Genomic DNA, 23,072 nt, shown 5'->3' with positions numbered 1-23,072 from the left:
AGTTGGGAGCGGACGTCCTCTGCGTCCTAGAGGCCAAGATCAGCGATGGCGTCGGACAGCTCCTGAGAGCGGAAAGGCTTGGTCAGACGCGGTAGATCCGGCGCGATGCCATGCTCCTCCGCATAACCGGAAATGATCAGGGCCGGCATGGAGGGGCGAGAGAATCTGACGGCGCGCACGAGCTGGGCGCCGTCCATGCCGGGCATCAAGTGGTCTGTCACCAGCAAGGCGAGGTCGTCGCGTTCCCTCATCAGCATCAGAGCGCGCTCGGCTGATCCAACTTCAATGACCTCGAACCCCAAGTCCTCCAGCATCCGGGCGGTGCTCTCGCGTACGACCTCCTCGTCATCGACTAGGAGGACAACGCCGTGCCGATCGCTTGCTGCTCGAGGCTCACCCTGCCCTTCGATAGGCGCCGCGCTCAGCTTTTGGCTAACCGGCAACCAGAGCGTCACCCGGGTGCCGACACCCATCCGGCTCGCAATATCGAGCGCACCGCCGAGCTGCAGGGCCAGGCCATGAACCATCGACAACCCAAGTCCCGTGCCCTTGCCGATGCCCTTGGTTGAGAAGAACGGCTCGATCGCCCGCTCCATGGTCGCCGCATCCATGCCAGCGCCGGTGTCAGCCACCGTGATCTTGATATAGCGCGCGTCCGTGAGGCCCTGAGGCTTGGCTTCATCCAAGGCCGACATACCCACCGAGATCCTCAATTCGCCGCCGTCAGCCATGGCGTCGCGTGCGTTAACGCTGAGATTGAGGAGGGCCATCTCGAGCTGGTTGAGATCGCCGTGGGCCATGGGCAAGTCTGGCGCGATGTCGGTCACCACCCGCACCTGTGGCCCGGTCGTGCTCGACACCAGGTCGGCCATGCCCGCCACGAGGCTCGCCGTGTCGACAGCGGTCGGCTGCAGGGGCTGTCGCCGGGCGAAGGCGAGCAAACGCTGAACGAGGGTCTTGGCCCGCTCGGCCGATTGCAGGGCGCCGTCGATCAGGCGCTGCTCGCGATCGGTGTTCAGCGCCTTTCGGCTCAACATGTCGAGTGAGCCGATGATCGGGGTCAGAAGATTGTTGAAGTCGTGGGCCACGCCACCGGTCAGTTGGCCAAGCTGCTCGACCTTCTGGGACTGGCGCAATTGCTCCTCGGCGTCGGCCAGGCGGCGCTGTTCGGCGACCCTGGAGGTGACGTCGTAGACGAACTGGTAGGCGCCGGCGATCTGGCCCGAGGCGTCGCGGTAGTTGCGGAACGTCATCTCGAACCACCGGCGCTCATACCCCGCGCTCCCGAATTCGCGGATGTCGGTGTATTCCTCACCGGCGAGCGCCCGATCCCAAGAGGCCCTGACATCGGCGACGTCTCCTCGTCGCTCGCCAAGCAGCGTGATCATGTTGTCGCCAACCTGCGGCCGGGCGCCGTAGACCCGCTCGAAGGCGTCCATCCCGGCTCGATTGATCGCCAGCACCTGGTAGTCCCGGTCCATGACAATGATGATGGCGTCGGTGTTCTCCACGAGGTCGACGAGCAGACGCCGCTCGGCGATCCCCTCGGCGATCCGGCGCTCCAGGTGCTGGTTCAGCTCCCGCAAGGCTTGATCATTGGCTTTGCGCGCGGTGATATCAATCGCCGTGCCGATAACCCGCAGGCAGCGGTCGCCTTCGAAGAGGCCTCGGCCCTTGGCCGCGACCCAGCGCAGGATCCCGTCTTCCAGACCTATGGTGCGGTATTCGACATCGTAGACGTCACGCACGGCGGGATCGGCCGCCGCGGCGAAGGCCCGCGCCGTCGCTTCGAGGTCATCGGGATGAAGACCGGCGTAGAAGTCGGCCAGGGTGACGGTACGGTCCGTCAGCAGGCCGAACATCGCCCTCAAGCGCGGCGGCCAGTAGAGGGTGTCGTTGACGACGTCGACGTCCCAAAGACCGATCTCGGCGGCGTCAGTCGCTAGCCGCAGCTGTTCTTCGCGCCGGCGCAGGGCCGCCTCGGCGCCGGCGCGTTCGATGTGGGCCCATGAGCGCTCGGTCACCGCGCGAATGATGGCCAGTTCGTCGTCGGTCCAGGCGTGAGGGACCTTGTCGTGAATGGCCATCAGGGCCACCAGGCGCCCGGCCTTGATCAGCGGCATGCAGATCGTCGCGGCGACACCGATGTCCTGGAACGTCTGGGCTTCGTGCGGCGCAAGTTCGGCGAGGTTATCGTTGACGATCAGCGGACGCCCCGCCCCAAGCTCCCGAACGGCCAAGACCCCGAAGTCGGCTAGACGGTAGTGGCCGACGATCGAGGGCGAGCCAGGTTCGTGCCAGTCGCCGCGGATCGTGAAGCCGTCCTCGTCCGCGTCCATATCGGCATAGGCGCAGTTGGAGACGCCCAGATGCTCGCCGACCATGCGCGTCGTAACCTGAAGGATTTCGTCGGCGGTGCTGTAGGCGCTGAGCGCCAGCCCGAGATGGTCGAGAAACTGGAAGACCCCCGCGCTGGTGGCCAGTTTCCGCTCCGCCACGACGCGCGTGGTGATGTCGAAGACCATAGCCAGAATGCCGACCGGGCGGCCCGCGTCGTCGCGAATAGGTGTGTACTCAAGGTCCATCCAGACCTGCTCGGCGCGACCAAGCCGCCAGAGCTCGAGGGGCTGGGCGGCGTAGTGGAGCGCCTCGCCCGCCAGGCCCTTTTCGAGGACGTTGCGGTTAAACCCCTCGGCTTCGGGCCAGATCTCCAGGAGCTTGCCGCCTAGGGACGCCGGGTGCCTGGGACCGCAAACCTCGGCATAGCCGTCATTGTAGATCAGGCGCCCCTCGGCTCCCCAAAGCACCACCATTGGCACGCGCGAGGACAGTACGGTCTGCACGGCGAAGAAAAGCTCCGCCGGCCAGGCTGCGATCGGCCCCAGGTCGGTCGCGCTCCATTCATGGGCGCGGATCAAATCGCCGACCGCGCCGCCCCCCTGCAACTGGCGAGGAACCGCAGGCCTCGGGACTTGAGCATCGGCTTTGAAATCGTCCACGGCCCACTCTCTTTGAGCCGTAGCGATAGCCGAACAGTTCGGGCTCGAAAAGTCGATCGACGAGATCAAATCGATCGCGAGTCTCCCCCTCGTGGCGGCCCGTCTGGCCGGGGTCGACCTCGAAGGCTCGGCAGAAGCTGGCGCTGGCGGCGATGACGATCAGATCATCACCTAGAAGCAGGGTCGGTTCGGACGCGCGGGCGATGATCGCCATCGCCAGGCCATGGCCGGCGTCGACGTGCAGAATGGGGTGGGCAGCCATGGCTGTCCTTCGCCGACCAGAGGCTCGCGAAGCGAAAGCCATACCTGGCTTGGAATATCTTGGAGACTGCTCGTGAACTCGATGCGGATGAGGCCAGCACCACATCACGTCCAGCTTGGAAGGGCGGGCCTCTTATTCGGCCCTACGACAATTCATGCGTCGACTATCGGCGTCGGCGCCATCATGGCGATGACCAGATCAAGAAGCGCCGAAGGCCGGTAGGGCTTGGGAAGATATCGACCGTTCGCCGGCAGATCGACGGGCTTTGGGACAGTCGCCCCCGAGGTGGCGATGATCGGCAGTTTGGGCCAACGCAGAGCCGCCAGACGCGCAAGCCCCAGGCCGTTGATTTCGCCGGGCATGTCCACGTCGGTGAACATCAAGGCGATGTCGGGTCGGGCGTCCAGCAGCACGAGCGCCTCGCGGGCGTCAACGGCTTCCAAGGCGTCGTAGCCGGCGTCTTCCAGGATGTCGCAAGCCAGCATGCGGACCAGCACCTCATCCTCGACGACCAGCACGACTTGCGGCGCCGCGCGGGCTCCGTCCGCGGTCTCGCCGCCCTCACTGCCCATCGAAATGCCTCTGGCGCGACCTGCGCGCCGAAAGGCGCAAGCAACGTCGACTACCCGACGTAACCCGAGGCGAGCGTTTTAGTTGCGTCGCCGTTGGATAATCATGCCCAGGCCCGGGCTTCGGCGCCATGGCCAAAAGCCATCCCGTGCACCTTCGGAGACACGGCCCCTTTGTCTCGCGAACAGATCGCAACCCTCACCAAACCCTGGCGTTGTCCTGCCCCGGGGAAAGCGCTGATCGGGTTGGAGATTTGTTTTGAGCGACGCGACCTTGTCCTTGGAGGACCAAGGCCCGATCGATCGGCGGGACCTGGTGTTCGTCGCCGTGGATCGTACGCGCACGCCGATGGTCATCTGCGATCCGCGGCAGATCGACAACCCGATCATCCTAGCCAACCAGGCCTTCTTGGATCTGACAGGCTATGCGCTCGCCGAGGTGATCGGCCGCAACTGCCGTCTGCTGCAAGGCCCCCAGACGGCCCGCGCGGCGATCGACGCCATTGGCCAAGCCGTGCGGGAGGCGCGCGACGTCGAGGTGGAGATCCTCAACTACCGCAAGGACGGTTCGACCTTCTGGAACCGGGTCAGCCTCAGCCCCGTGCACGACGAGGCCGGCAGGCTGATCTACTTCTTCGGCTCGCAGGTCAACGTCACCCAACATCGCTTTGCGCAGGCCAGCGAGGCCGAGGAAAACCGCATCCTGCTGCGTGAGATCGACCATCGGGCGATGAACGCCCTGGCGATCGTCGAGGGCATCGTGCGGCTCAGCCGCGCCCAAGACATCCAGCAATACGCCGCGGCGGTGCAGCAACGGGTGCAGGCCTTGGCCAGGGCCCATGCCTTTCTCTCCGAGAGACGTTGGCAGGCCGCCCCGCTGGAAGACGTCCTGCGGCTGCAAATCGAGCCCTATGGCCTGGGCCGTGCGACTCTGGACGGGCCCAACATTCAGGTCAGGGCGACGCTGATCCAGCCTCTGGCTCTGGTATTCCATGAGATGATCGCCAACGCCGCGATCCATGGGTGCCTGTCGGCGCCGGCCGGCGGCTTGGCCGTGCGTTGGGCCCCGCACAATGATGCCAGCGGCTTTCACTTGGTCTGGGAAGAGACTGGCGGGCCGCCGCCGCGGCAGCAACGCACGGCGGGCTTCGGTTCGGCCATGGTCGCCGCGATCATCGAGCGCCAATTGCGCGGCCAGGCGCGTCTGGACTGGCCGCCCACAGGCCTGCGGGCGGAATTCACCGTGCCGGACGCAGCCGGCGAGCCCGCGCCGTTTCGGGTCGCCGCCGGCGGTTGATCGCACATCGGACACGTCAATTCGGATCCAGGGCGCTATTCTTGGATGGCGCGCAGGCGCGCAGTCGTCGTCCAGGCCCACAACCAAGCCTCCACGACTCGTCCGGTTCTGGACATTGCCTTGGCCGGCGCAGCCTTAAGGTTCTGCACGCATTAGCATTGAGCGGCTGCGATGTCCGTGCGCTGGCGGCGGCCGCATTAACCCCCAGCGACCAGGAACAACGCCATGCTCACCGACAGCCTCAGCTGCTCTGGAGGGGAAGCAGGTAAGATCTCCGCCGAGCAAAGACGACGCATAGACGCTATTCTAGACGACAACCAAGTCATGACGCTGGCCACGAACCGTCCCGACGGTTGGCCTCAGGCCACGCCGGTAAACTACCTCCATAATAGCGGCCTGTTGTATTTCGTCGTCGCCCGCAACAGCCAAAAGCTGGCGAATATCCAGCAGGACGGCCGGGTGTCGATCACGGTTGGCGGCGCGAGGAAATCTCAAACCTCGGGCCTCTCGATAGCGGCCATGGTCACGGAAGTGACCGAGGGTGAGCAGATCGCGCAGTTGAACACCTTGTTGTGGAACACTCCCGCCGGGAAGGCGTATTCACCTCACCCGGGCGCCAACAGCATAGCGGTGCTGAAGGCGACGCCACGGATCATCTCGCTTATCGACTACGCATTGCCGCCAGGCCAAGCCCAGACGATCTTGATCGAGGAGCCCGGGCCCAGAGGCGCGATATCGGGCTGGTGAGCTTCTGGCCAGCGACCTCCGCTTGCCGCGCTTGCCCACCCTTGCGGGCAAACTTGCGCCATCTTCGGCCAGCGTCGTGACGCTGACCGAAGTGTAAGGATCGCTTGCAGCCTAGCTAAGCGCCACGCCTGGTCTCCTGCCCGGCCGCTTCCGAAACTCCAAGGACTGGCCGGGCCGCGCCAAGCAAGGGCTGCGCGCCATGATGCCTGCCACGGCTCCTTCCTGGGCCAGCAGAGGGACCTTTCCACGGCTTCGAACTGGCCCCCAAGAAGTACATGATCAGCGAGCGCACGGGGTGGGGGCAGCAGCGCTTTTGCCGCCACCACCCTGGACAGCTACCTGCGCAACAACAGGATCGAAGACCTCTATGTGATGGGCTTCGCGCTCAGGCAGTGCGTCGATTCGACCGTGCGCAATGCTCCCGACCGCGGCTAGGCGCCCATGGCGCTGATCGGCTCGTCCAGCGCCTTGCGGACGGCGACGGCCAGGTCACTGACCTTGAAGGGCTTGCGCAGGACGGCTTCGGAATCCACCAGTTCTCGAATGGCGCTCGCATCGGCGTAGCCGGTGATCAGCAGCATGCCAAGGTCGGGAATGACTTGCCGCGCCTGTCTGGCGACCTGGGCGCCGTCCATGCCCGGCATGGCGAAGTCGACCACCATCAGGTCCGGCCGATCCTCGACCAGGCGCGCAAGTCCCTCCTGGCCGCTCGCCGCTTCGGTGACGCGGTAGCCCAGCGATCTCAGGCACTGGACCAGGAACCGGCGCACGCTGGGGTCGTCGTCGATCACCAGGACGCGCTCGCCCGCGCTGAGAGGGGCCTCGTTTGGCGGGATGTCGCTGGGCCGGACGCGATCGTCCGCCTCGGTGATCGGCAGCCAGATCTCGATCTTTGACCCGACGCCGACGGTGCTGTCGATCCGCACTGCGCCGCCTGACTGGGTGGCGATGCCGTATACCTGGCTTAGACCCAGCCCTGTTCCCTTACCCACGCTCTTGGTCGTGAAGAAGGGGTCGAACACCTTCTGGAGTAGATCCTCGGGGATGCCATGGCCCGTGTCGCTGACGGCGATCACGACGTGGTCGCTGGGCTGCAGCCCCTCGTGCCACTCATCGGAAATCCGGCTGGAGATGCTCACCGTGCCGCCGTCGCCCATGGCGTCGCGGGCGTTGATGGCCAGGTTCAGCACCGCCAGTTCCAGCTGGTTGGCGTCGGCCTTGGCCCGCGCCGTTCCAGCGCCCAGCGCCATGCGGACCTCGACTGTGTGGCCCAGGGTCCGGGTCAGCAGATCGTCCATGCCGGTGATCAGCGCATCGACTTCCACCGGCTGCAGGTCCAGTTGCTGGCTGCGCGAGAAGGCCAGCAATTGCGCGGTCAGCTTGGTGGCGCGCTCGACGCCTTCGCGGGCGTTGGCGGCCATGCGCTTGACCCGCTCGTCGTCGCTGCGCCGCTCGATCATGTCGATATTGCCGACGATGGCGGTCAGCAGGTTGTTGAAGTCGTGGGCTATCCCGCCGGTCAGCTGGCCGATGGCGTCCATCTTCTGGGCCTGGACCAGGGCGGCCTGGGCCTGCTCGCGCTCGCTGATCTCGGCCAGCAGGCGCTCGTTGGCGCGCTGAAGCTCGCCAACGCTGTCGGCGATGCGCTGCTCGAGGGTCTCGTTGAGCAGCCGCAGCTGCGCCTCGGCGGTCTTGCGAGCGGTGATGTCGAGGCTGATCCCCGACATTCGCCGCGGCTTGCCGGGTTGAATTCGGTTGAGCCGTCCCCGCACCTGCACCCAGTGCAGCGCGCCGTCCGGCCAGAAAATCCGGTACTCGACGTCGTAGTCTTCGGCGCGCGCGATCGAGGCGTTCAGCGCGCCCGCGCGCAGGGCCATGTCCTCGGGGTGGACGGCCGCCTCGATGCTGGCCAGCGTCAGAGGCTGGTCGGGTGAGTGGCCAAAATGCGCGCGCGCCACCGTCGAGGTGGTCAGGGCCCCGCTGTCGAGATCCAGATCCCACGCCCCTAGCTTGCCGGCCTCCAGGGCGAAACGCAGCTGCTCCTCGGCCTTGGTCTGGGCGAGCAGGTGATCGCGCGCGCCATACTGGCGATGCCGGGCGCGGATCGCCGAATGCGCGGCGCTGATGAGCGTCTCGGCGTTGATCGGTCGCTCCAGCAGCACGACGTTGCCGATCGCCCGCAGGCGTTCGGCGTCGGCCTGGGTGCGCTTGCCGGGCTGCTTGGTGACCAGCACGATGAACGGGAAGTCCGACCAGGTCGGTTGCTGGGCCAGCCAGTCGGTCAGGGCGTCGGTGGCGCCCTGGGCCAGGGCCTCTTCGGTGAGGATCGCCGCGCCGGCCTCGTCCCCCAGCGCCTGGGTCAGCCCGCCGAGGTCGCCGCAGATCTGCGAGGCGTGACCGACCTGGGCCAGGGTCTCGGCGATGACCGTCGCGTCGCGCCCCCGCGGCGCAAGGATGAGGATCGGCTTAGGCATTCGTCGGCCGATTGTTCTCCTCGCCCAGCATGTCGATCTTGCCCTGGTAGGACGGCAAGCCGGACATCACGCCCTGGAAGTCGGTCAGCGCCTGGCCCACCTCGATGCCGTGCTCGGTCAGGCGGATCTCGCGGATGGTCTTCTCATGCGCGGCGGTGCGGCTCTTGACCGCCGAGATCGCCGTCAGCACCGAACCGGCGGCCTCGAAGAAGCGAAACAGCAGGATGCCGTCGCTGAGATAGCTAAGGTCGATGTCGCTGCGGACCTCGCCGATGAATCCGTGCTGGCCAAGGATCAGCAGGGTGACCACGCCCTGCTGGTTGAGATAGGTCAGCAGCTCATGCATCTGCAGCAGCAGGAACTTCTGCCCAGGCATGGCCTGGAGGTAGGCGTTGAGGCTGTCGATCACGACCGTCTGTACGCCCAGACGCTCGACCGCGTCGCGGACGTGGAAGGCGAATTCGCCCGGCGACAGCTCGGCCGGGTCGATCGCGCGCACGAGCAGGCGGCCGCTATCGATATGGGGTTGCAGATCCATGCCCAACGCCTTGGAGCGCGTCAGCAGGGTCGTGAGGCCTTCGTCGAACAGATAGTAGGCCACCCTCTCGCCGCGCTCCAAGGCGGTTAGGGAGCAGCGGACCGATGTTGTTGTCTTGCCCACGCCCGACGGACCGCTGATCAGCGTATTGGTGCCGCGCGTAAGCCCGCCGCCCAGCAGCGCGTCGATGCCCAGCGCGCCGGTCGAGACCATTTCCTGGGTGAAGGTCGCGCGATGGTCGGCCGCCACCAGGCGCTCGAAGACCCGGATGCCGCCTGTGTCGAGCGAAAAGTCGTGGAAGCCGCCGCGGAACTTGATGCCCCGCATCTTGACCACTTCGAGCTGGCGGCGCTGGGCGCCATATTCGTGGGTCATCCGCCGCAGACTGATCACGCCGTGGGCGATGCTGTGCAGCTGCAGGTCGCCGTCCTCGGCGGTCTGGTCGTCGAGCAACAGCACCGTGCAACGGCGCGTGGCGAAGAAATGCTTCAGCGCCAGGATCTGGCGGCGGTGGCGCAGCGGGTTCTGGGCAAGCAGCCGCATCTCCGACAGGCTGTCGAAGACGACGCGGAGCGGCTTGGTCTCCTCGACCTGCTTCATCACCCCGCGCGTCGTTTCGCCCAGTTCAACATCGGAGGGGTGCAGAACCGACTGCTCGCTGTCGGGATCCAGGCCCTCTTCGCTGACCAGTTCGAACAGGTCGATGCCGTCCAAAGACCAGCCGTGGCTGGCGGCGGCGGCCCTGAGCTCGGGCTCGGTTTCCGATAAGGTGATGTAGAGCCCGCTCTCGCCCAACTCCCGCCCCTTGAGCAGGAACTGCAGCGCCAGGGTGGTCTTGCCCGAGCCGGGCGTGCCCTCGACCAGATAGATGCGATCGCGCGTCAGGCCGCCGCCCAGGATGTCGTCAAGCCCCGGCACTCCGGTGCTGACACGGCTCTCGACCCTGGCTTCAGACATGCTCGCTCCGCAAACGACGCGCCTGCCCCCTTATGCGGCGCACAGCCGGAGTAACGCTGAAGACAAGGCTAAGTTCAGTTCCCATGCGGCGAACCGGGGCGCAGTCTGGCGGCGCATCGGATAGCCGACACACGCACGGGAGAGGAACCACAGGTCCTTGGCCCAGGCTCTGCCAACAACATTGGGGGGCGCCGGGAGCCGCACGATGCCCAGGGCTAACGAGACCTTCAGCGCCAGTCGCTGACGTTGGCGCATCTCCCGCAACTGGTCCTTCCGCGCATATCTGACAGCGCGACGGTTCGCGAGGAAGAAACGCGGCGCGAAAGCTTGAAAGGCCGTGCATCAGACCTATCAAACTGTGGACATCGATCCAGCGAAAACCAACCGGAAACCATCCTGCGCGACAACCCGGCCCTTGGATTAAGCCGTGAGGTTTGGTCATGGATTTTCAGGAACACGCACACCACCACCACCACATTCGCGAAGCGCTCGCCGCGGCCCTCAATGAGCGCCGCCCCGTCGATCCCGCCGCCTTGCGATCGGATCGACATTGCCCCCTCGGTTGCTGGATCCACGGCGATGGCGCCCGGCGTTGGGCCGGCAACCATGCCTTCCTAGGCTTGCTGGAAAGCCATCGCGCCTTCCACCAGCAGGCGGGTTTGGTTGCCGACCAGATCAATCGCGGGCAGTGGACCGAGGCTCGAAGATCGCTTCGGCAGGGATCGCCTTTCGTTCTGGCGGTTGCGGACTTAGCCGCCGCCTTGAGGCGAATGCGGGCGACGGCTGGATCGGTTGCGGCCTAGCTAAGCGCGCCGCGCCAAGGCCGCCCCGGTTTGCGCCCCGTGAGGTGGAAACAAGAAGCGGCCGGCGCGCGCGCCATCACGCAGTCGGATCTCCAAGATCACAGGCTCGCCGGCGTCCGCCAGGCGATGGGCCAAGTCACGCGCGGCCTGCTCGGCGCGGGCGCCGGTGGCAAACTGGAGGGGACCGCCGCTAAAGTCGCCGCGAACGATCCAGCCGTCGCTCGACGGCTCGACAAAGATGAAACAAGGCATGGTCATAGCGCAAAACAGTGAGCGGAGCGAAGTGGCGGCCGGCCCTCCGCTGGCCGGCCGCCCGCCCCAACTCAAGAGAACATGTCGCGGTCCAGGCGGCGCAGCGCGGACAGGACCTCGCTGAGCGGCACAGGCGCGGGCGTTCCCAAGAGCCATCTCTGACTGGGCCGGTGCTCGACCGCGCTGGCGTCCGACGCCCAGGCCGCCAGGATTTCGCGCTTTTCGGCGAGATCGAGATCCTGATCCTTCAGCACCTCCAAGGGGTGGAGGAAGCCGAACGCCGGCCGAACCGGCCATGGCCGAGCCCGGTCGTTTGCATGGGTGTGCGTGCGCATGGCCAGCTCCTTACGCGGCCTTGCGCGTTTTAGCCGGCTTGAGCTCCAGCGCCTGTTGGCCCGCGCCGACCCCGATCGCGATCTGCTTGGGTTTCAAGGCCTCAGGCACCTCGCGGACCAGATCGATCGACAAGACGCCATGGGCGTGGAAGGCGTCCTTGACCACGACATAGTCGGCCAGCTCGAACCGGCGCTCGAAAGCGCGGTGGGCCAGGCCCTGGTGCAGGAAGGTTCGCGCGCCCTGGTCTTGGTTCGCCGCCCTTCGCCCCTTAATCACCAAGAGATTGGGCTCGGCCACGACCTCGAGATCCTTGGGCGCGAAGCCCGCGACCGCCAACGAAATGCGGTAGGCGGTCTCGCCGGTCTTCTCGATGTCGTACGGAGGATAGCTGGCGCTCCCTTCGGTGCGAAGCGCTGTCTCGACGAGATCGACCATGCGATCCACACCGATCATGGAGCTGTAGAGAGGGTTGAAATCAAAAACGGTGCTCATTTCCATCTCCTCGAAAGCAAGTTGGACATGAGGGGCGCCGAGCCAATCGCCATGCGCCCCAGGGCCAGGCCCCGTCGGCGCCCGGCAAGCAGGCGATGAATTAGGCCGCGGCCGAAAAGCGTCAAGATGCTCGCATCAGAAATTTTTCGATCCTTGAACCGAAGCGTTGCACGGCCTGAACCCGAGGCTGAACCTCGCCGCTGTGCATCACTGTTGGAGATTAGGTCAACGATCATCCTGAGCGGTGATCTCGGCGACCAAACACGACCCGTGTGAGACCTTGCGCCTGGTCGCCTCAGTCCCCAAACGCGAAAGCCTGGGGAGGCCGCGCGCTCAGCACGGCTTCCCATCTTGAAATGGTCGCCGGAGAAATGCGCCTAGTGGCGGCCTTCGGCGAATTCCTCGACCATCTTGGCGCAAAAGGCCGGTAGGTCGTCGGGCTTGCGCGAGGTGACCAGGCCGTTGTCGACCACCACGTCCTGGTCCACCCAATTGGCGCCGGCGTTCGTCAGGTCGGCTTCCAGCGACGGCCACGAGGTCATCTCCTTACCCTTGACGGCGCCGGCGTTGATCAGCGTCCAGGGCCCGTGGCAGATCGCGGCGATCGGCTTCTTCGTCGTCACAAAATGCTTGATGAAGTCGATGGCCTTGGGCTCCAGCCGCAGGGCGTCGGGGTTCATCACCCCGCCCGGCAGGACGATGGAGTCGTAGTCTTCAGGCTTGGCGGCCGAGAGTTCGCGATCGACAAGCACCGTGCGGCCCTTGTCATGGTGTTCCCAGCCTTGGATCTGCCCGCCCTTGGGCGAGACGACCTCGACCTGCGCGCCGGCGGCCTTCAGGGCCTCGACCGGCTTTTCAAGCTCCGACTGCTCGAAGCCGTCGGTGGCGAGCACGGCGACCTTTCGGCCGGCCAGGGTTTGATCGGGCATGGGAGGACTCCTCGGTAAGCGGCAGGGATCAAGTCTTGGCGGAAACCCGGTCTGGCGAGCGGCGGTTCCAATCAGCGCCGACAGCGGAAAAGCCAGAAGCCGTTTCCGAGATTTCGGCGCCGTTCGAGGTGCTAACCCCCCTAGTTATGGGCGTGATGCTCGGCGTTGCGCTTGCGCGTCGCGGCCGCCTTCTTGGCCGAGGCCGAGCGGTCGGCGGCGCTGCGATGGGCCGACGCTTTGCCCCCCGCCTTGCCGCCCTTATGCGCCGCCGGATGACCCGTGGACTTTCCGCGTCCGGAGCCGCCCTGCTTCTTGCCGCCGCCGTCGTCCTTGTTGACCGTGGCCCAGGCCCGTCGCTCGGCTTCCTTCTCTGAAACGCCCTTAGCCTCATAGCCTTGCGCAATGTGGTCGGCCTTGCGTTCCTGCTTGCCGGTGTATTTCGATTTGTCACCTTGAGGCATCTGACGTCTCCGTTGAGATGGGTGGTGCAACGCCCACAAAATTCCCGCCGCCCCACCCCGTTCCCACAGTAAAGTCAGTCGCTTAGCTCGAGTTTGGATGTCGCATTTCCGACAGAGGAACAGGCAGAGGATATCCATCGTTTGCCTCTCGCCACGTCCATCGCGCGGCCAACATCAAGATGGAAAGCAGATGACCATGAGCCAGAACCGCGACAACCAAGGCCTGCAGCAACAGCCCAACGACGCCCAGCGCCAGCAGGCCGGGCAGCAGAACCAGCAGGGCGAGACGCGCCAGCCCCAGCAGCAAGACCAGAACCCTCAGCAGGCTCAGCCGGGCCAGCAAAACCAGCAGGCCGATCGTGAACGCCGCCCCAATGAAGGCGTCGAAGGCACGGACCAGGACGGTCTGAGCAACGGCGGCGTCACTGGCGGTAACGGCGACATCCGTCCGGACCCCGACGGCCGCGCTGAACGTTGAGCCTTCGGAGGGCCGCTCTCGAGCGGCCCTCTTTCCGTCCACCATCTTGATCGCGCGCCCGTACGTGGTGAGCCTTCGCCATCGACGCGGCGAAATCGGAGGCGACGATGACCTGCGTTTTCGAGGTCTCCCCGTTTGAGGGGGGCTGGTCGGTCAAGCTCTGCGACACCGGTGAAGTTCTGTTTTTCGAAACGGGCGGACAGGCCGAGCGGGAAGCCAGGCGGCTGGCCGCGAAGCATCCCGGCGGCGCGTGCGTGCGGGTTTTGGATCTGAGGCGCCAATTGGCGGGTGAGTGGATGCCGCAAGGCGACCCGATCTTGCCAGTCGGGTCGTACGCCCAGGCCTAACCCCACGCCTTTGCCGAGGCGCGGGCCCTGGAACGGAGACAAATCATGTCCGATCAGAACGCCGAAGGCGGAAAGGCTAACCAGGCGGAGGCCCCGGGCGAATTCACGGCCCTGGGCGGGAGGAAAGCGGTCGAGCGAACGGGGAAGCGGTCACAAGCCAAGGCGGGGCCCGATGGCGGCGCATCCGCGGACGTTGGCGACACCTTCAAGTCCGGTCCTAAACGGAGGTGAGCGGATGAAGAGCCATTGGCAAAAAGATAAGGGGATTAGTTATGTCCAAGGTCGCTGACCATAAATGGTCGGCCAAGGTCACCAAGACCAGTGATGCGCTCGGGCCTGAAGGCCCACCTCTTCGAGCAGGACGATCCGGCCAGGATCGCCGCCTCCCTCAAGCGTTCGGCCGAGCATAGCCACCAGCGCAAGGGCACGCCGTTTCCGTCGGCGATGTCGATGCTCACCTTCTGCATAAACCGCGCAGGCGACAACCTGTCGGCCGAGCGCAAACAGGTGCTCAACGCCGCCAAGGATGAACTGCGCCAGCAGTTTGGTCGCAAGCCGGCTTAGCGACACGTGCGGCGTCTCCCCGGAAGCCGACATTGGCTTGGCTCCAGAAGCTGTACGTTCGGCGCGCCATGCGCCGGCGCGAGATCGGCCCGTTGCGGACATCGGCACTATCCGCCTGTCAGCGCCTAATGGAATGGCAATGCCCCCTTGTCGGGTCAGCGACATCGATGGACTGCTCTAAAGCTGGATGATCCCACGGCGGTGGCCGACGGTGACCGCCTGGGTGCGGTCGGTGACCTCCAGCTTGTTGAAGATGCTGCGCATGTGGCCCTTCACCGTGTCCTCGGACAAGGCCAGGTCGCGGGCGATCTCCTTGTTGGCCTGGCCGGTGGAGACACGACGCAACACGTCGATCTCGCGCTCGCTCAAGGGTTCGGCCGTGGCGTTGATGGCGATGTCGTGCGCCACCTGCGGGTGCAGTTGGCGCTTGCCGGAATGGACGGCCCGGATCGTGTCGATGAGCTCGCGGCGCAGGCTGCTCTTGAGCAGATAGCCGCTAGCGCCGGCCTTGAGGGCGCGCAGAGCCCGCACGTCGCCCGCATAGGTGGTCAGGACGATGATCCGGGCGCGGGGCGCCTGGGCGCGTATGGCGGCGATGGCCTCGACTCCGTCGATGTCCGGCATCTGCAGGTCCATCAGCACGATGTCGGGACCGGTTTGGGCGAACAGGGCCACGGCCTCGGCGCCGTCCTTGGCCTCGCCGACGACAACCATGTCGCCCTCGGCCTCGAGCACCGCCGCAACGCCTTCGCGCAGCAGAGGGTGGTCGTCCACGATCAGCACCGAGATCCTTCCCCCAAGCATGCTCACGCAGTCACCTCCGAACGCGGCGCACGCCGCCAGATCTTGCGCCACGGCGCTGATCGCCGTTTCGCATGGGCCAAGCCTCCCGGGATGATCAGCTCGATCTCCGTGCCCTGGTCGGTCCGGCTTCGGATGGTCAATGCCCCACCGATCTTCCTGGCGCGCTCCTGCATGCCCCATAGGCCGAAATGCCCCTCGCGGCCGCCCGCGTCCAGCACCGCCTGGTCTATGCCGACGCCGTCGTCGCGCACGCGGACGCACAACCGCCTGGGATCATAGGTGACGTCGATGGCGATGTGCGAGGCCTCGGCATGGCGATGGGCGTTGAACAGCGCCTCGACCACGATGCGCTCGATCTCGTCGGCGACCACCGGATGGAGGTCCAGCACAGCCCCTTCCACTGTCACCTGCGTTCGCGCCGCATGGGGCAAGCTCATCTGCTCGGCGACGTCGGCCAGGGTGGCGCCCAGGTCGCTGGCGGCGTCGGCGCGCAGGCTGCGGACCCGGTCGCGGGCCTCGACGACGACGTCCTCGGCGCGATCGAGAGCCTTTTCCAGCTGTTCGCGAGCCGGTGAGCCTGGCGGCACTTGCCGGCTGGCCGACTGAAACTTCAGGATCAGCCCCTGCACGCCCTGCAGCAGGGTGTCGTGCAGTTCACGGGCGATCCGCTCGCGCTCGGCCATCCGCTCGCGCAGGCCAGCCTGCAGGCGTTCGCTGACGCTGCGCAGGCGCAGGCGGTAGGCCAGCACCGCCAGGGCGGCCGCCGCCGCCAGGCACGCGGCCAGGAAAAGCCGGCTCTGGAACAGGGTCGGCGGCAGGTCGAGGGCCAAGCTCGCCCCCTGCTCGTTCCAAACCCCGTCGTTATTGGCGGCCTTGACGCGGAAGACGTACTTTCCGGGTCTGAGGTTGGTGTAGAAGGCCGATCGCCGAGCGCCGGCCTCGACCCAGTCCTTGTCGACGCCTTCCAGCCGATAGCGGAAGCGCACCCGCTCGGGAACCGCTAGGCTCAGCGCGGTGTAATCGATCTGGAGGCTTCTGGCGCCCCTGGGCAGGACGACGCTCTGGAGATTTCCGCTTCGGACGCCGTCGATCACGACGCCCTGTATCGCCACTGGCGGCACGATCCGATTGAAGGGCTGGCGCGCGGGATCCAGCGAGGCGACCCCGTTCGTTGTCGCGATCCAGACGCGGCCATCGCCGCCAACCGCCAGGTCGGCGCGATAGCGGAACGAGGCGGGACCCGGCAGCCCGTCCTTGAGATCGTAGATCCGCGCCGGCAAAGCCGCGTTCGGATCGTCGAACGCCCGCGCCAGGTCGCGATTTTGCATCCGCACCAGGCCCGCCGCGCCGAAAAGCCAGGTTTCCTCCGCCGTCTGCGCGAGGCCATGGCTCAAGCCCAGGAAAGAAAACCGGTCCCGTGAGATGAACTGGGTGGCCTGATCCTTGAAGCGAGTCAGCCCCCTGTCGCTGCCCGCCAGGACGCCCAGCGGCCCCGCGGCCATGGGCATCGTCCCGCCGCGGACGGCGCGGGGCAATGTCTTGATGTGATGAAACGTTCCACCATCCCAAAGCACCGCCCCTAGGCCGGCATCGATCACGACCCGTCCCTCCGTGTCGGCCACCAGGGCGGTGACCGAACGGCCGAGCGGCTTGGGCTGGAGGTGGGTCCAGCGGTGACCATCATGGCGGAAGAGCCCGGCCATGAAGGCCGCAACCCAGCCGTTTCCGGCCCCGTCCTGCGCGCAGGCGCTCACCCAGGTATCGGAGCTGCTGGGAAGGGAGACCGGCGAGACCTTGTCGCCATCGACGCGGACCATCGTCTCGCCAAGCCCGACCCAGAGGCCGCCGCCCGGCGCGTCGCACAGGGCGCTCGGATGCTTGAGGCCGCGAACGACGGGAGTCAGCGGCTCGCCAGGCCTGGCCCGATAGAGGGTGTCAGAGTCCGTGATCCAGACCACGCCGCGCGCGTCGGCGAAGACGATGTAGCCGTAGGGCGAGCTGGCCGGCACGACGGGCTCGGGCGTGATGCTCGTGGCCCGCCAGCGGTCCAGTCCCCTTACTGTGGCGACCCAGATGCTGCCCTCGCGGTCCTCGAACACCTCGTAGGCCATGGCCGAGGTCAGACCCTGGCCTGCGGAAAAGGTCTCGGGTCGTTGCGCGCCCGGACGAATTCTGAACACGCCATCGGGGTGCTGGGCGCCCCAGAGATTTTGGTCCCGATCGATCATGATCCTGGTGATGCGGCTGGCGCTGGCGTGCCGATATGCCGAGCGCGCCGCTGGCGGCCCCGCCAACAGCCGCGTGCCTCGGGCGTCGGACGCCCAGATGCGGCCCGCGCGGTCCTGGGCCAGGCCCACGCCCTGGGCGAGATCGGTACGCACCATTGAAAAGCGGCGGGCGCCGGGCGCCAGTCTCGCGACCGCTCCGTTCAACCCGACCCACAGGGCCCCGTCCCGCGCCACCAGCAGGTCCGTGAGCTCCCGGTCGGGGAGGCCCCCTTCTACGGCCATCGGCGTCCATGCCCCGCCGGAGAACCGCACCAGGCGGGCCTTGGCGCGTGTCGTCGCCGCCCAGATGGAGCCATCCAGGCCCTCGGCCATCCGAAAAACGACTTCGTCGAAGATCTTGGGATCGTAGAGGACGCGGGAGCGGCCATTCTCGAATACGGCGATCCCGCCTTGCTCGTAGCCGGCCCAGAGCGCTCCTGAGCGCGTGACCAGCAGGCTGACCACGCGGTCAGTCATGGCGTGGGCCGTCGGCGGCGCGCTAATCGGCTGGAAAGTCACGCCGTCGAAGCGAATGAGGCCTTGAGGCGTGCCAAGCCACAGGAAGCCTTCCGGCGTCTGGGCGATGGCTTCGATGCCGGCGGGAGCGCCGTCCTCGAGGGTCCAGCGCGTATGTTTGTATTGCGCAAGGCCGCGTTCTGGATCCAGGGCCCTTGCCGGCGCCGTGGCGAACAGGCTGGCGACGAGAAACGCCGCTCCCAATACCGTCGCCCCGCCCAACCGCATCACATCCTCAAGACGGCCCCTGCAAGACGAGCTACACCCGCAAAGCCGGGACGCTCAATATCGAGCGGGTTGTCGCACGACCAGCCCTTCGGAGCTTTTGGCCGCGAACTTGGCCTGCCAGCATCGGCGCCGTGTTTCATACATTTCCCCGCTTCCCCAAGGGCCTCAGCGGCCTTGGCCTGCTCGCCAGCCGGCTTGCGGCGTCTGCGGTCGCACCGGCATGCTGCCTGCTGTTGCCGACCTCGGCGTCCTGGCGCGTTCTGGCCTTGCTGAGCGCGGCCGCGTTGATCATTGGCCTTTTGGGCAGGATCGCAGCCCTCGTCCTGGCCATCGCCTTCACCATGCTTCTCCCCCGCGCTGAGGGGGCCGCGCGGGCGTTTCTGGCGGTCAACGCCCTGCACGCAATAGCGATCATGCTGGCCGGTTCAGGCGGCTACTCCCTCGACGCCCATCTCTTCGGCCAGCGGGTTATTCGCGTCCGCCCTTGCGGCCGCACTTTAGTGTAGCCCCGCCATAGCCGTCCCGGGTCTTACCTGCAGCGCGGGAAGATCAGATCCTGGCAGCGCTATCGACACAACGAGCTTCCCATGCCTTCCGACCCGGCCGCGCTTGACGATAGGACCAGACCAAGGCTCACAGGGATATTCCCTGCCGCAGGCAGGTCCGCCATGACCCGCGCCCGTTTGGGATTGGCGCCCCATCTCTTGCAGCGCGCCCCGGGGGCGTCCCGGCTAGTCCGCCAGCTTCGCGCGAAGATGCTGCACTTGCTTGTTCAAGCTATCGAGGTTCTCGGCGGTCAGTCCCGACTTGGCGGCCAGGGTCTGTCCCAGACAGTCGCATTCCTTGAGCAGGGCTCGCCCCGCGTCGGTCAGGCGGACCTGGACCTGGCGCTCGTCGGCGGCGCTTCGCTGGCGCACGACAAGACCCGCCTGCTCAAGGCGCTTGATCGGGGGCGTCACGGTGCTGGACTCCAGGAAGAGCCGCTGGGCGATCGCGCCGACGGTGGCGCCGTCGGCCTCGCCCAGGACGTTCAGGACCAAATACTGCGGATAGGTGATGCCCATCGCATCGAGCATGGGCTTGTAGGTGCGGTTGATCGCCATGCTCGTGGCGTAGAGCGAAAAGCAAACCTGGTCGTCGAGCGGGATAGGCACGGTTGTTCCTCTCTGGGCTACCCACCGCTCATTACCACGAAAAATGATATCGCGATAAAGAAAATGCTGGACAGCGCGCCGCAGCACCTCTAGGCATATCGATATCGCGATAACAGATATCGCAAAAACTTTCTCAAGGGGATCCAGATGAGCCAGTCCAACCGTACCTCCGTCCAAGCTTCACGCCGTGGCCTGATGACCGCCGGGGCCGGCCTCATGGCGGCGGCGCTGCCGATCGCCGCCGCAGCCCAGTCGCCCGCCGCCGCAACGCCAGCGAAGGCCGCCAAGTCGACCACGGGCAGCGGCTACGTCACCGTCCAGGACGGCGCGCAGATCTTCTACAAGGACTGGGGTCCCAAGACCGCCCAGCCGATCGTCTTCCACCACGGCTGGCCGCTGAGCAGCGACGACTGGGACGCCCAGATGCTGTTCTTCCTGGCGCAAGGCTATCGAGTGATCGCCCACGACCGCCGCGGCCATGGCCGCTCGAGCCAGACCGACACCGGCAACGAGATGGACACCTACGCCGCCGACGTCGTCGCGCTGACCGACCACCTGGACCTGAAGAACGCCATCCATGTCGGCCACTCGACCGGCGGCGGCGAGGCGATCCACTACGCGGCCCGCGCCAAGCCGGGCCGGGTGGCCAAGGTCGTGCTGGTCGGCGCGGTGCCGCCGATCATGCTGAAGACCCCCGCCAACCCAGGCGGCCTGCCCCGCGAGGTCTTCGACGGCTTCCGCACCGCGCTGGCCGCTAACCGCGCCCAGTTCTTCCAGGACGTTCCGGCCGGGCCCTTCTATGGCTTCAACCGTCCGGGTGCGAAGGTCAGCCAGGGCCTGATCGACAACTGGTGGCGCCAGGGCATGATGGGCGGGGCCAAGGCCCACTACGACTGCATCGCCGCCTTTTCCGAGACCGACTTCACGCCGGACCTGCAGAAGGTCGACGTGCCGGTGCTGATCATGCACGGCGAGGACGACCAGATCGTCCCGATCGCCGACAGCGCCCACCTGGCCATCAAGCTGGTCCGGAAGGGTACGCTGAAGACCTATCCGGGCCTGCCGCACGGCATGGCGTCGACCCATCCCGACGTCATCAACAAGGACCTGCTGGCCTTCTTCCGCGCCTAGCCCGGTCAACGCCTCTCGTCGCCTCGCTCGACGCCCAAGCCACCAACCCATGGCGGCCACGCCCGCCGACACCCTTTCGAGGAGATCCTCATGTTCAAGTCCGTCCTGCTCTCCGGCGCCCTGGCGCTCGGCATCGCCACCTCCGCCTCGGCCCAGCCGGCCGCCCCGGCCGTCAAGAACGTTGTCCTGGTCCACGGCGCCTTCGCCGACGGGTCGGGCTGGCGCGGCGTCTACGACCAGCTGACCGCCCGCGGCTACAAGGTCAGCATCGTGCAAAACCCGCTGACCTCGCTCGAGGCCGACGTCGACGCCACCAATCGCGTCATCGCCCGCCAGGATGGGCCGGTGATCCTGGTCGGACACTCCTATGGCGGCGCGGTGATCAGCCAGGCCGGCGACAATCCCAAGGTCGCGGGCCTAGTCTATGTCGCCGCCTTCGCCCCCGACATCGGCCAGTCGGTGCTCGACCAGTACGCCGACATCCCTCCGCCGCCCAACTTCCAGCCGCAGGAAACCGCCGATGGCTTCGCTTTCCTGAAGGCCGAGACGTTCCGCGCGGGCTTTGCGGCCGACCTGTCGGAAAAGGACGCGGCCTTCCTGCAGGCCTCGCAGAACCCGGTCGCGATGGCCGCGCTTAAGGCCAAGCTCACCGTCGCGGCCTGGAAGACCAAGCCCAGTTGGGCCGTCGTCGCCACCGAGGACGGCGCCATCGCCCCGGCGCTGCTGCGCAAGACCGCCCAGCGCATCGGCGCCAAGGCGACCGAGGTGAAGGGAAGCCACGTCGTCTTCGCCTCCCAGCCCAAGGCCGTGGCCAGCGTCATCGAAGCCGCCGCCCAAGGCGTCAGCCAGGGCGCCACGCGCCCTTAAGTGCATCAACGAAAACCCGGCCCCAACGGGGCCGGGATCTGGAAGGAGACCACCATGTCCAACTTCTTCGGCGCCATCGTCGCCGCGACGCTGCTCGCCTCGCCGGCCCTGGCCGCCCAGCCTGTCACCCGCACCGACCTGCAGCGCCACGACCTGTCGATCCCGGGCCGCGAGACGATCCAGGCCCGCATCGACATCGCGCCGGGCGCCGAGGCCCCCTGGCATCGCCACCCCGGCGAGGAAGTCATTTACGTCCTCGAAGGCGTGCTGGAGTACCAGCTGGAGGGCAAGAGCCCTGTCACCTTGAAGGCCGGCGACGTGCTGTTCGTCCCGGCCGGCGTCGCGCACAAGGCGCGCAATCCTGGGGCCGCCAACGGCGCCGAGCTCGCCACCTACATCGTCGAGAAGGGCAAGACGCTCGTCGAGCACGCCCACGTCGTCGATCAGGCCAAGTGACGGTCAGGCCTCAATCGGGCCCGGAGCCCCGCCAACGAACCGCGATGTGACCCGGTCCCAGGTCATGATGCTGGCCAGGCCCCTTCGACCCGGAAATGACCATGTGGCTTTCAGTTCTAATCGCCTTCCTCGGAATGACCGGTCCCGCCAGCCTGGATCGAGAGACCGCGATCATCGAGGCTTGCCGGACGTGGAGCCGTTCTTCCGATAACCAATCACAGCCCGTGCGCCAGATCGCGTCCGACGGCCTGTGCTTCTCGGGCCCAATCAACGATGAGACATCGGCGGCCTTCGTCAGCGCGCTGTCGAAGTTCGAGCCTTCGGCCCCTGTCGTGGTCGTGGTCAATTCGGGCGGCGGCGAGATCAACGCCGGCATGGCCATGGGCGAGGCGCTGATACCCCTCCAGACCACGGTGGTGGCCCAGACGGTCTGCGCACCCTCGTGCGCCAACTACCTGTTCACGGCCGGCGACCGTCGCGTGATCGACGATGACGCCCTGCTGCTGTTCCACGGCGGGGCGCATCGGCTCGACGAGGCCCAGCTGCGCAAGGCGATCGCGGCGCAGGTCGCGGCCGAGCAGGTCGAGGCGCAGGTCGCCGGCGTTCGCGCCGGCGTCCAAAAACAGATCGATCGGCAGGACGCGTTCCTGAGACGGGCCGGTGTCGACGTGAACTTCTTTCGTTGGATGGCGGGCTTCAATGATCTCTCGGACGACGGACGCCTGGCGCTGTGCCCGACGCCGGATCCGGTCATGATCCTCTATTCGGACCGCCTCCTGGCCACGCACGGCGTCACTGTCGACGCCAGTCGGGGACCAAGGTCGCAGGCCGCACTGGACGCAGCCGTAAGGGCCCTTGGCCGCAGCGATGCGGTCTGCTTCATGCGGTAGCGTAAGGCAGATTTCATCGGCGAGGCCAAGAGGCCGGCGCCGGACGGAGCCCTCTCGCCGGGTCACCGTGCTGTTGCACTGCGGGGCGCCCGACGGTAAGGGAGTCCTGTCGAAAAAGGTGGACCGGACGTGGTGAGCCCCGGTCAGCTATCCAAGCGGTAGCGATATTCCAGCCCTGAGGGCCGCGGACCACGACAGAAGCGGACTTGCGCCGTTTTCTCGTCGAAGGCCCTGGAATGATCGACACTATCCCG

The 23,072-nt window shown here is 66.5% G+C and carries 23 protein-coding genes and 1 pseudogene; 12 read left to right on the top strand and 12 right to left on the bottom strand.

Features of this window, described 5'->3' with window-relative positions; translation table 11 throughout:
• Positions 1–26: 26 nt before the first annotated feature.
• The 3 genes from DDF62_RS16005 to DDF62_RS16000 form a co-directional block, all read right to left on the bottom strand.
• The gene (locus DDF62_RS16005; protein ID WP_208866883.1) at positions 27–2,999 is read right to left on the bottom strand and encodes a PAS domain-containing protein; all 2,973 of its coding nucleotides are present in this window, start codon (positions 2,997–2,999) and stop codon (positions 27–29) included.
• The gene (locus tag DDF62_RS25395; protein WP_133244827.1) at positions 2,902–3,261 is read right to left on the bottom strand and encodes a hypothetical protein; all 360 of its coding nucleotides are present in this window, start codon (positions 3,259–3,261) and stop codon (positions 2,902–2,904) included. Before DDF62_RS25395 ends, DDF62_RS16005 begins: the two co-directional genes overlap by 98 nt.
• Before the next feature lie 152 nt (positions 3,262–3,413).
• On the bottom strand, positions 3,414–3,833 hold the full coding sequence (locus tag DDF62_RS16000) for a response regulator (RefSeq protein ID WP_116490019.1): 420 nt from the start codon (positions 3,831–3,833) through the stop codon (positions 3,414–3,416).
• Between the two features lie 256 nt (positions 3,834–4,089).
• Between DDF62_RS16000 and lov the strand changes: the two genes are divergently transcribed.
• From lov to DDF62_RS26680, 3 genes and pseudogenes are all read left to right on the top strand, one after another.
• Positions 4,090–5,127, top strand: a complete 1,038-nt coding sequence (gene lov / locus DDF62_RS15995; protein ID WP_116569748.1) for a blue-light-activated histidine kinase — start codon at positions 4,090–4,092, stop codon at positions 5,125–5,127.
• Positions 5,128–5,352: 225 nt separating this feature from the next.
• Entirely contained in the window at positions 5,353–5,874 is a 522-nt protein-coding gene (locus DDF62_RS15990) for a pyridoxamine 5'-phosphate oxidase family protein (RefSeq protein ID WP_116490017.1), read from the top strand.
• 318 nt (positions 5,875–6,192) lie between these two features.
• Positions 6,193–6,309, top strand: a pseudogene (locus DDF62_RS26680) (isochorismatase family protein); the annotation flags it as partial.
• On the opposite strand, the gene DDF62_RS15980 reads toward DDF62_RS26680, so the two are convergent.
• Complete coding sequence (locus DDF62_RS15980) at positions 6,306–8,348, bottom strand: hybrid sensor histidine kinase/response regulator (RefSeq protein ID WP_116490016.1); 2,043 nt, start codon at positions 8,346–8,348, stop codon at positions 6,306–6,308. The pseudogene DDF62_RS26680 and the gene DDF62_RS15980 sit on opposite strands and share 4 nt — an antisense overlap.
• Entirely contained in the window at positions 8,341–9,843 is a 1,503-nt protein-coding gene (locus DDF62_RS15975; RefSeq protein WP_116490015.1) for an ATPase domain-containing protein, read from the bottom strand. Before DDF62_RS15975 ends, DDF62_RS15980 begins: the two co-directional genes overlap by 8 nt.
• A gap of 440 nt (positions 9,844–10,283) precedes the next feature.
• On the opposite strand from DDF62_RS15975, the gene DDF62_RS15970 reads away from it, so the two are divergent.
• Positions 10,284–10,646, top strand: a complete 363-nt coding sequence (locus DDF62_RS15970; RefSeq protein ID WP_116490014.1) for a CZB domain-containing protein — start codon at positions 10,284–10,286, stop codon at positions 10,644–10,646.
• Positions 10,647–10,969: 323 nt separating this feature from the next.
• Here the strand turns inward: DDF62_RS15970 and DDF62_RS15960 are convergent, their stop codons facing one another.
• The 4 genes from DDF62_RS15960 to DDF62_RS15945 all read right to left on the bottom strand — a co-directional run bounded on the left by DDF62_RS15960 (position 10,970) and on the right by DDF62_RS15945 (position 13,116).
• Positions 10,970–11,233 (bottom strand): hypothetical protein, encoded by a 264-nt coding sequence (locus DDF62_RS15960; protein WP_116490013.1) that lies wholly within the window; start codon positions 11,231–11,233, stop codon positions 10,970–10,972.
• A gap of 10 nt (positions 11,234–11,243) precedes the next feature.
• Positions 11,244–11,726 carry an Hsp20 family protein gene (locus tag DDF62_RS15955; protein WP_116490012.1) on the bottom strand — a complete coding sequence of 161 codons (483 nt, stop codon included), beginning with the start codon at positions 11,724–11,726 and terminating at the stop codon, positions 11,244–11,246.
• A 377-nt stretch (positions 11,727–12,103) separates the two neighbouring features.
• On the bottom strand, positions 12,104–12,655 hold the full coding sequence (locus tag DDF62_RS15950; protein WP_116490011.1) for a type 1 glutamine amidotransferase domain-containing protein: 552 nt from the start codon (positions 12,653–12,655) through the stop codon (positions 12,104–12,106).
• A 140-nt stretch (positions 12,656–12,795) separates the two neighbouring features.
• Complete coding sequence (locus DDF62_RS15945; protein WP_116490010.1) at positions 12,796–13,116, bottom strand: plasmid stabilization protein; 321 nt, start codon at positions 13,114–13,116, stop codon at positions 12,796–12,798.
• 190 nt (positions 13,117–13,306) lie between these two features.
• On the opposite strand from DDF62_RS15945, the gene DDF62_RS15940 reads away from it, so the two are divergent.
• From DDF62_RS15940 to DDF62_RS15925, 3 genes are all read left to right on the top strand, one after another.
• Positions 13,307–13,594, top strand: coding sequence for a hypothetical protein (locus DDF62_RS15940; protein ID WP_116490009.1), 288 nt, complete (start codon positions 13,307–13,309; stop codon positions 13,592–13,594).
• 107 nt (positions 13,595–13,701) lie between these two features.
• Positions 13,702–13,941 carry a hypothetical protein gene (locus DDF62_RS15935; RefSeq protein WP_116490008.1) on the top strand — a complete coding sequence of 80 codons (240 nt, stop codon included), beginning with the start codon at positions 13,702–13,704 and terminating at the stop codon, positions 13,939–13,941.
• Positions 13,942–14,265: 324 nt separating this feature from the next.
• The gene (locus DDF62_RS15925; RefSeq protein WP_208866882.1) at positions 14,266–14,505 is read left to right on the top strand and encodes a DUF3175 domain-containing protein; all 240 of its coding nucleotides are present in this window, start codon (positions 14,266–14,268) and stop codon (positions 14,503–14,505) included.
• A 177-nt stretch (positions 14,506–14,682) separates the two neighbouring features.
• Here DDF62_RS15925 and DDF62_RS15920 read toward each other — a convergent pair whose 3' ends face one another.
• Together DDF62_RS15920 and DDF62_RS15915 are read right to left on the bottom strand one after the other, a co-directional pair.
• The gene (locus DDF62_RS15920; protein ID WP_116490006.1) at positions 14,683–15,309 is read right to left on the bottom strand and encodes a response regulator; all 627 of its coding nucleotides are present in this window, start codon (positions 15,307–15,309) and stop codon (positions 14,683–14,685) included.
• A 2-nt stretch (positions 15,310–15,311) separates the two neighbouring features.
• Positions 15,312–18,320 carry a sensor histidine kinase gene (locus DDF62_RS15915; RefSeq protein ID WP_133244936.1) on the bottom strand — a complete coding sequence of 1,003 codons (3,009 nt, stop codon included), beginning with the start codon at positions 18,318–18,320 and terminating at the stop codon, positions 15,312–15,314.
• 266 nt (positions 18,321–18,586) lie between these two features.
• Here DDF62_RS15915 and DDF62_RS25690 point away from each other — a divergent pair, with 266 nt between their 5' ends.
• Positions 18,587–18,826, top strand: coding sequence for a hypothetical protein (locus DDF62_RS25690; RefSeq protein ID WP_165832270.1), 240 nt, complete (start codon positions 18,587–18,589; stop codon positions 18,824–18,826).
• A gap of 225 nt (positions 18,827–19,051) precedes the next feature.
• Here DDF62_RS25690 and DDF62_RS15905 read toward each other — a convergent pair whose 3' ends face one another.
• Positions 19,052–19,474 (bottom strand): MarR family winged helix-turn-helix transcriptional regulator, encoded by a 423-nt coding sequence (locus DDF62_RS15905; protein ID WP_116490003.1) that lies wholly within the window; start codon positions 19,472–19,474, stop codon positions 19,052–19,054.
• Between the two features lie 147 nt (positions 19,475–19,621).
• Between DDF62_RS15905 and DDF62_RS15900 the strand changes: the two genes are divergently transcribed.
• The 4 genes from DDF62_RS15900 to DDF62_RS15885 all read left to right on the top strand — a co-directional run bounded on the left by DDF62_RS15900 (position 19,622) and on the right by DDF62_RS15885 (position 22,818).
• Complete coding sequence (locus DDF62_RS15900) at positions 19,622–20,605, top strand: alpha/beta fold hydrolase (protein WP_116490002.1); 984 nt, start codon at positions 19,622–19,624, stop codon at positions 20,603–20,605.
• A 90-nt stretch (positions 20,606–20,695) separates the two neighbouring features.
• Positions 20,696–21,472 (top strand): alpha/beta fold hydrolase, encoded by a 777-nt coding sequence (locus tag DDF62_RS15895; protein WP_116490001.1) that lies wholly within the window; start codon positions 20,696–20,698, stop codon positions 21,470–21,472.
• 54 nt (positions 21,473–21,526) lie between these two features.
• Positions 21,527–21,928 (top strand): cupin domain-containing protein, encoded by a 402-nt coding sequence (locus tag DDF62_RS15890; protein WP_116490000.1) that lies wholly within the window; start codon positions 21,527–21,529, stop codon positions 21,926–21,928.
• A 224-nt stretch (positions 21,929–22,152) separates the two neighbouring features.
• Positions 22,153–22,818 carry an ATP-dependent Clp protease proteolytic subunit gene (locus DDF62_RS15885; RefSeq protein WP_165832269.1) on the top strand — a complete coding sequence of 222 codons (666 nt, stop codon included), beginning with the start codon at positions 22,153–22,155 and terminating at the stop codon, positions 22,816–22,818.
• Positions 22,819–23,072 lie beyond the last annotated feature (254 nt).

This window comes from Caulobacter radicis (assembly GCF_003094615.1).
Taxonomy (GTDB): Bacteria; Pseudomonadota; Alphaproteobacteria; order Caulobacterales; family Caulobacteraceae; genus Caulobacter; species Caulobacter radicis.
This window is presented reverse-complemented; position numbering and strand designations above follow the sequence as displayed.

Excerpts from the sequence above, each read along its gene's own strand:
- DDF62_RS15895 (WP_116490001.1), top strand. The coding sequence starts at position 20,696 with ATGTTCAAGTCCGTCCTGCTCTCCGGCGCCCTGGCGCTCGGCATCGCC.
- DDF62_RS15920 (WP_116490006.1), bottom strand. The coding sequence starts at position 15,309 with ATGCTTGGGGGAAGGATCTCGGTGCTGATCGTGGACGACCACCCTCTG.
- DDF62_RS15890 (WP_116490000.1), top strand. The coding sequence starts at position 21,527 with ATGTCCAACTTCTTCGGCGCCATCGTCGCCGCGACGCTGCTCGCCTCG.
- DDF62_RS15955 (WP_116490012.1), bottom strand. The coding sequence starts at position 11,726 with ATGAGCACCGTTTTTGATTTCAACCCTCTCTACAGCTCCATGATCGGT.
- DDF62_RS15900 (WP_116490002.1), top strand. The coding sequence starts at position 19,622 with ATGAGCCAGTCCAACCGTACCTCCGTCCAAGCTTCACGCCGTGGCCTG.
- DDF62_RS15945 (WP_116490010.1), bottom strand. The coding sequence starts at position 13,116 with ATGCCTCAAGGTGACAAATCGAAATACACCGGCAAGCAGGAACGCAAG.
- DDF62_RS15960 (WP_116490013.1), bottom strand. The coding sequence starts at position 11,233 with ATGCGCACGCACACCCATGCAAACGACCGGGCTCGGCCATGGCCGGTT.
- DDF62_RS25395 (WP_133244827.1), bottom strand. The coding sequence starts at position 3,261 with ATGGCTGCCCACCCCATTCTGCACGTCGACGCCGGCCATGGCCTGGCG.
- DDF62_RS15980 (WP_116490016.1), bottom strand. The coding sequence starts at position 8,348 with ATGCCTAAGCCGATCCTCATCCTTGCGCCGCGGGGGCGCGACGCGACG.
- DDF62_RS15970 (WP_116490014.1), top strand. The coding sequence starts at position 10,284 with ATGGATTTTCAGGAACACGCACACCACCACCACCACATTCGCGAAGCG.
- DDF62_RS15925 (WP_208866882.1), top strand. The coding sequence starts at position 14,266 with ATGCGCTCGGGCCTGAAGGCCCACCTCTTCGAGCAGGACGATCCGGCC.
- DDF62_RS15940 (WP_116490009.1), top strand. The coding sequence starts at position 13,307 with ATGACCATGAGCCAGAACCGCGACAACCAAGGCCTGCAGCAACAGCCC.
- DDF62_RS15915 (WP_133244936.1), bottom strand. The coding sequence starts at position 18,320 with ATGCGGTTGGGCGGGGCGACGGTATTGGGAGCGGCGTTTCTCGTCGCC.
- DDF62_RS16000 (WP_116490019.1), bottom strand. The coding sequence starts at position 3,833 with ATGGGCAGTGAGGGCGGCGAGACCGCGGACGGAGCCCGCGCGGCGCCG.
- DDF62_RS15935 (WP_116490008.1), top strand. The coding sequence starts at position 13,702 with ATGACCTGCGTTTTCGAGGTCTCCCCGTTTGAGGGGGGCTGGTCGGTC.
- DDF62_RS15975 (WP_116490015.1), bottom strand. The coding sequence starts at position 9,843 with ATGTCTGAAGCCAGGGTCGAGAGCCGTGTCAGCACCGGAGTGCCGGGG.
- DDF62_RS15990 (WP_116490017.1), top strand. The coding sequence starts at position 5,353 with ATGCTCACCGACAGCCTCAGCTGCTCTGGAGGGGAAGCAGGTAAGATC.
- DDF62_RS15950 (WP_116490011.1), bottom strand. The coding sequence starts at position 12,655 with ATGCCCGATCAAACCCTGGCCGGCCGAAAGGTCGCCGTGCTCGCCACC.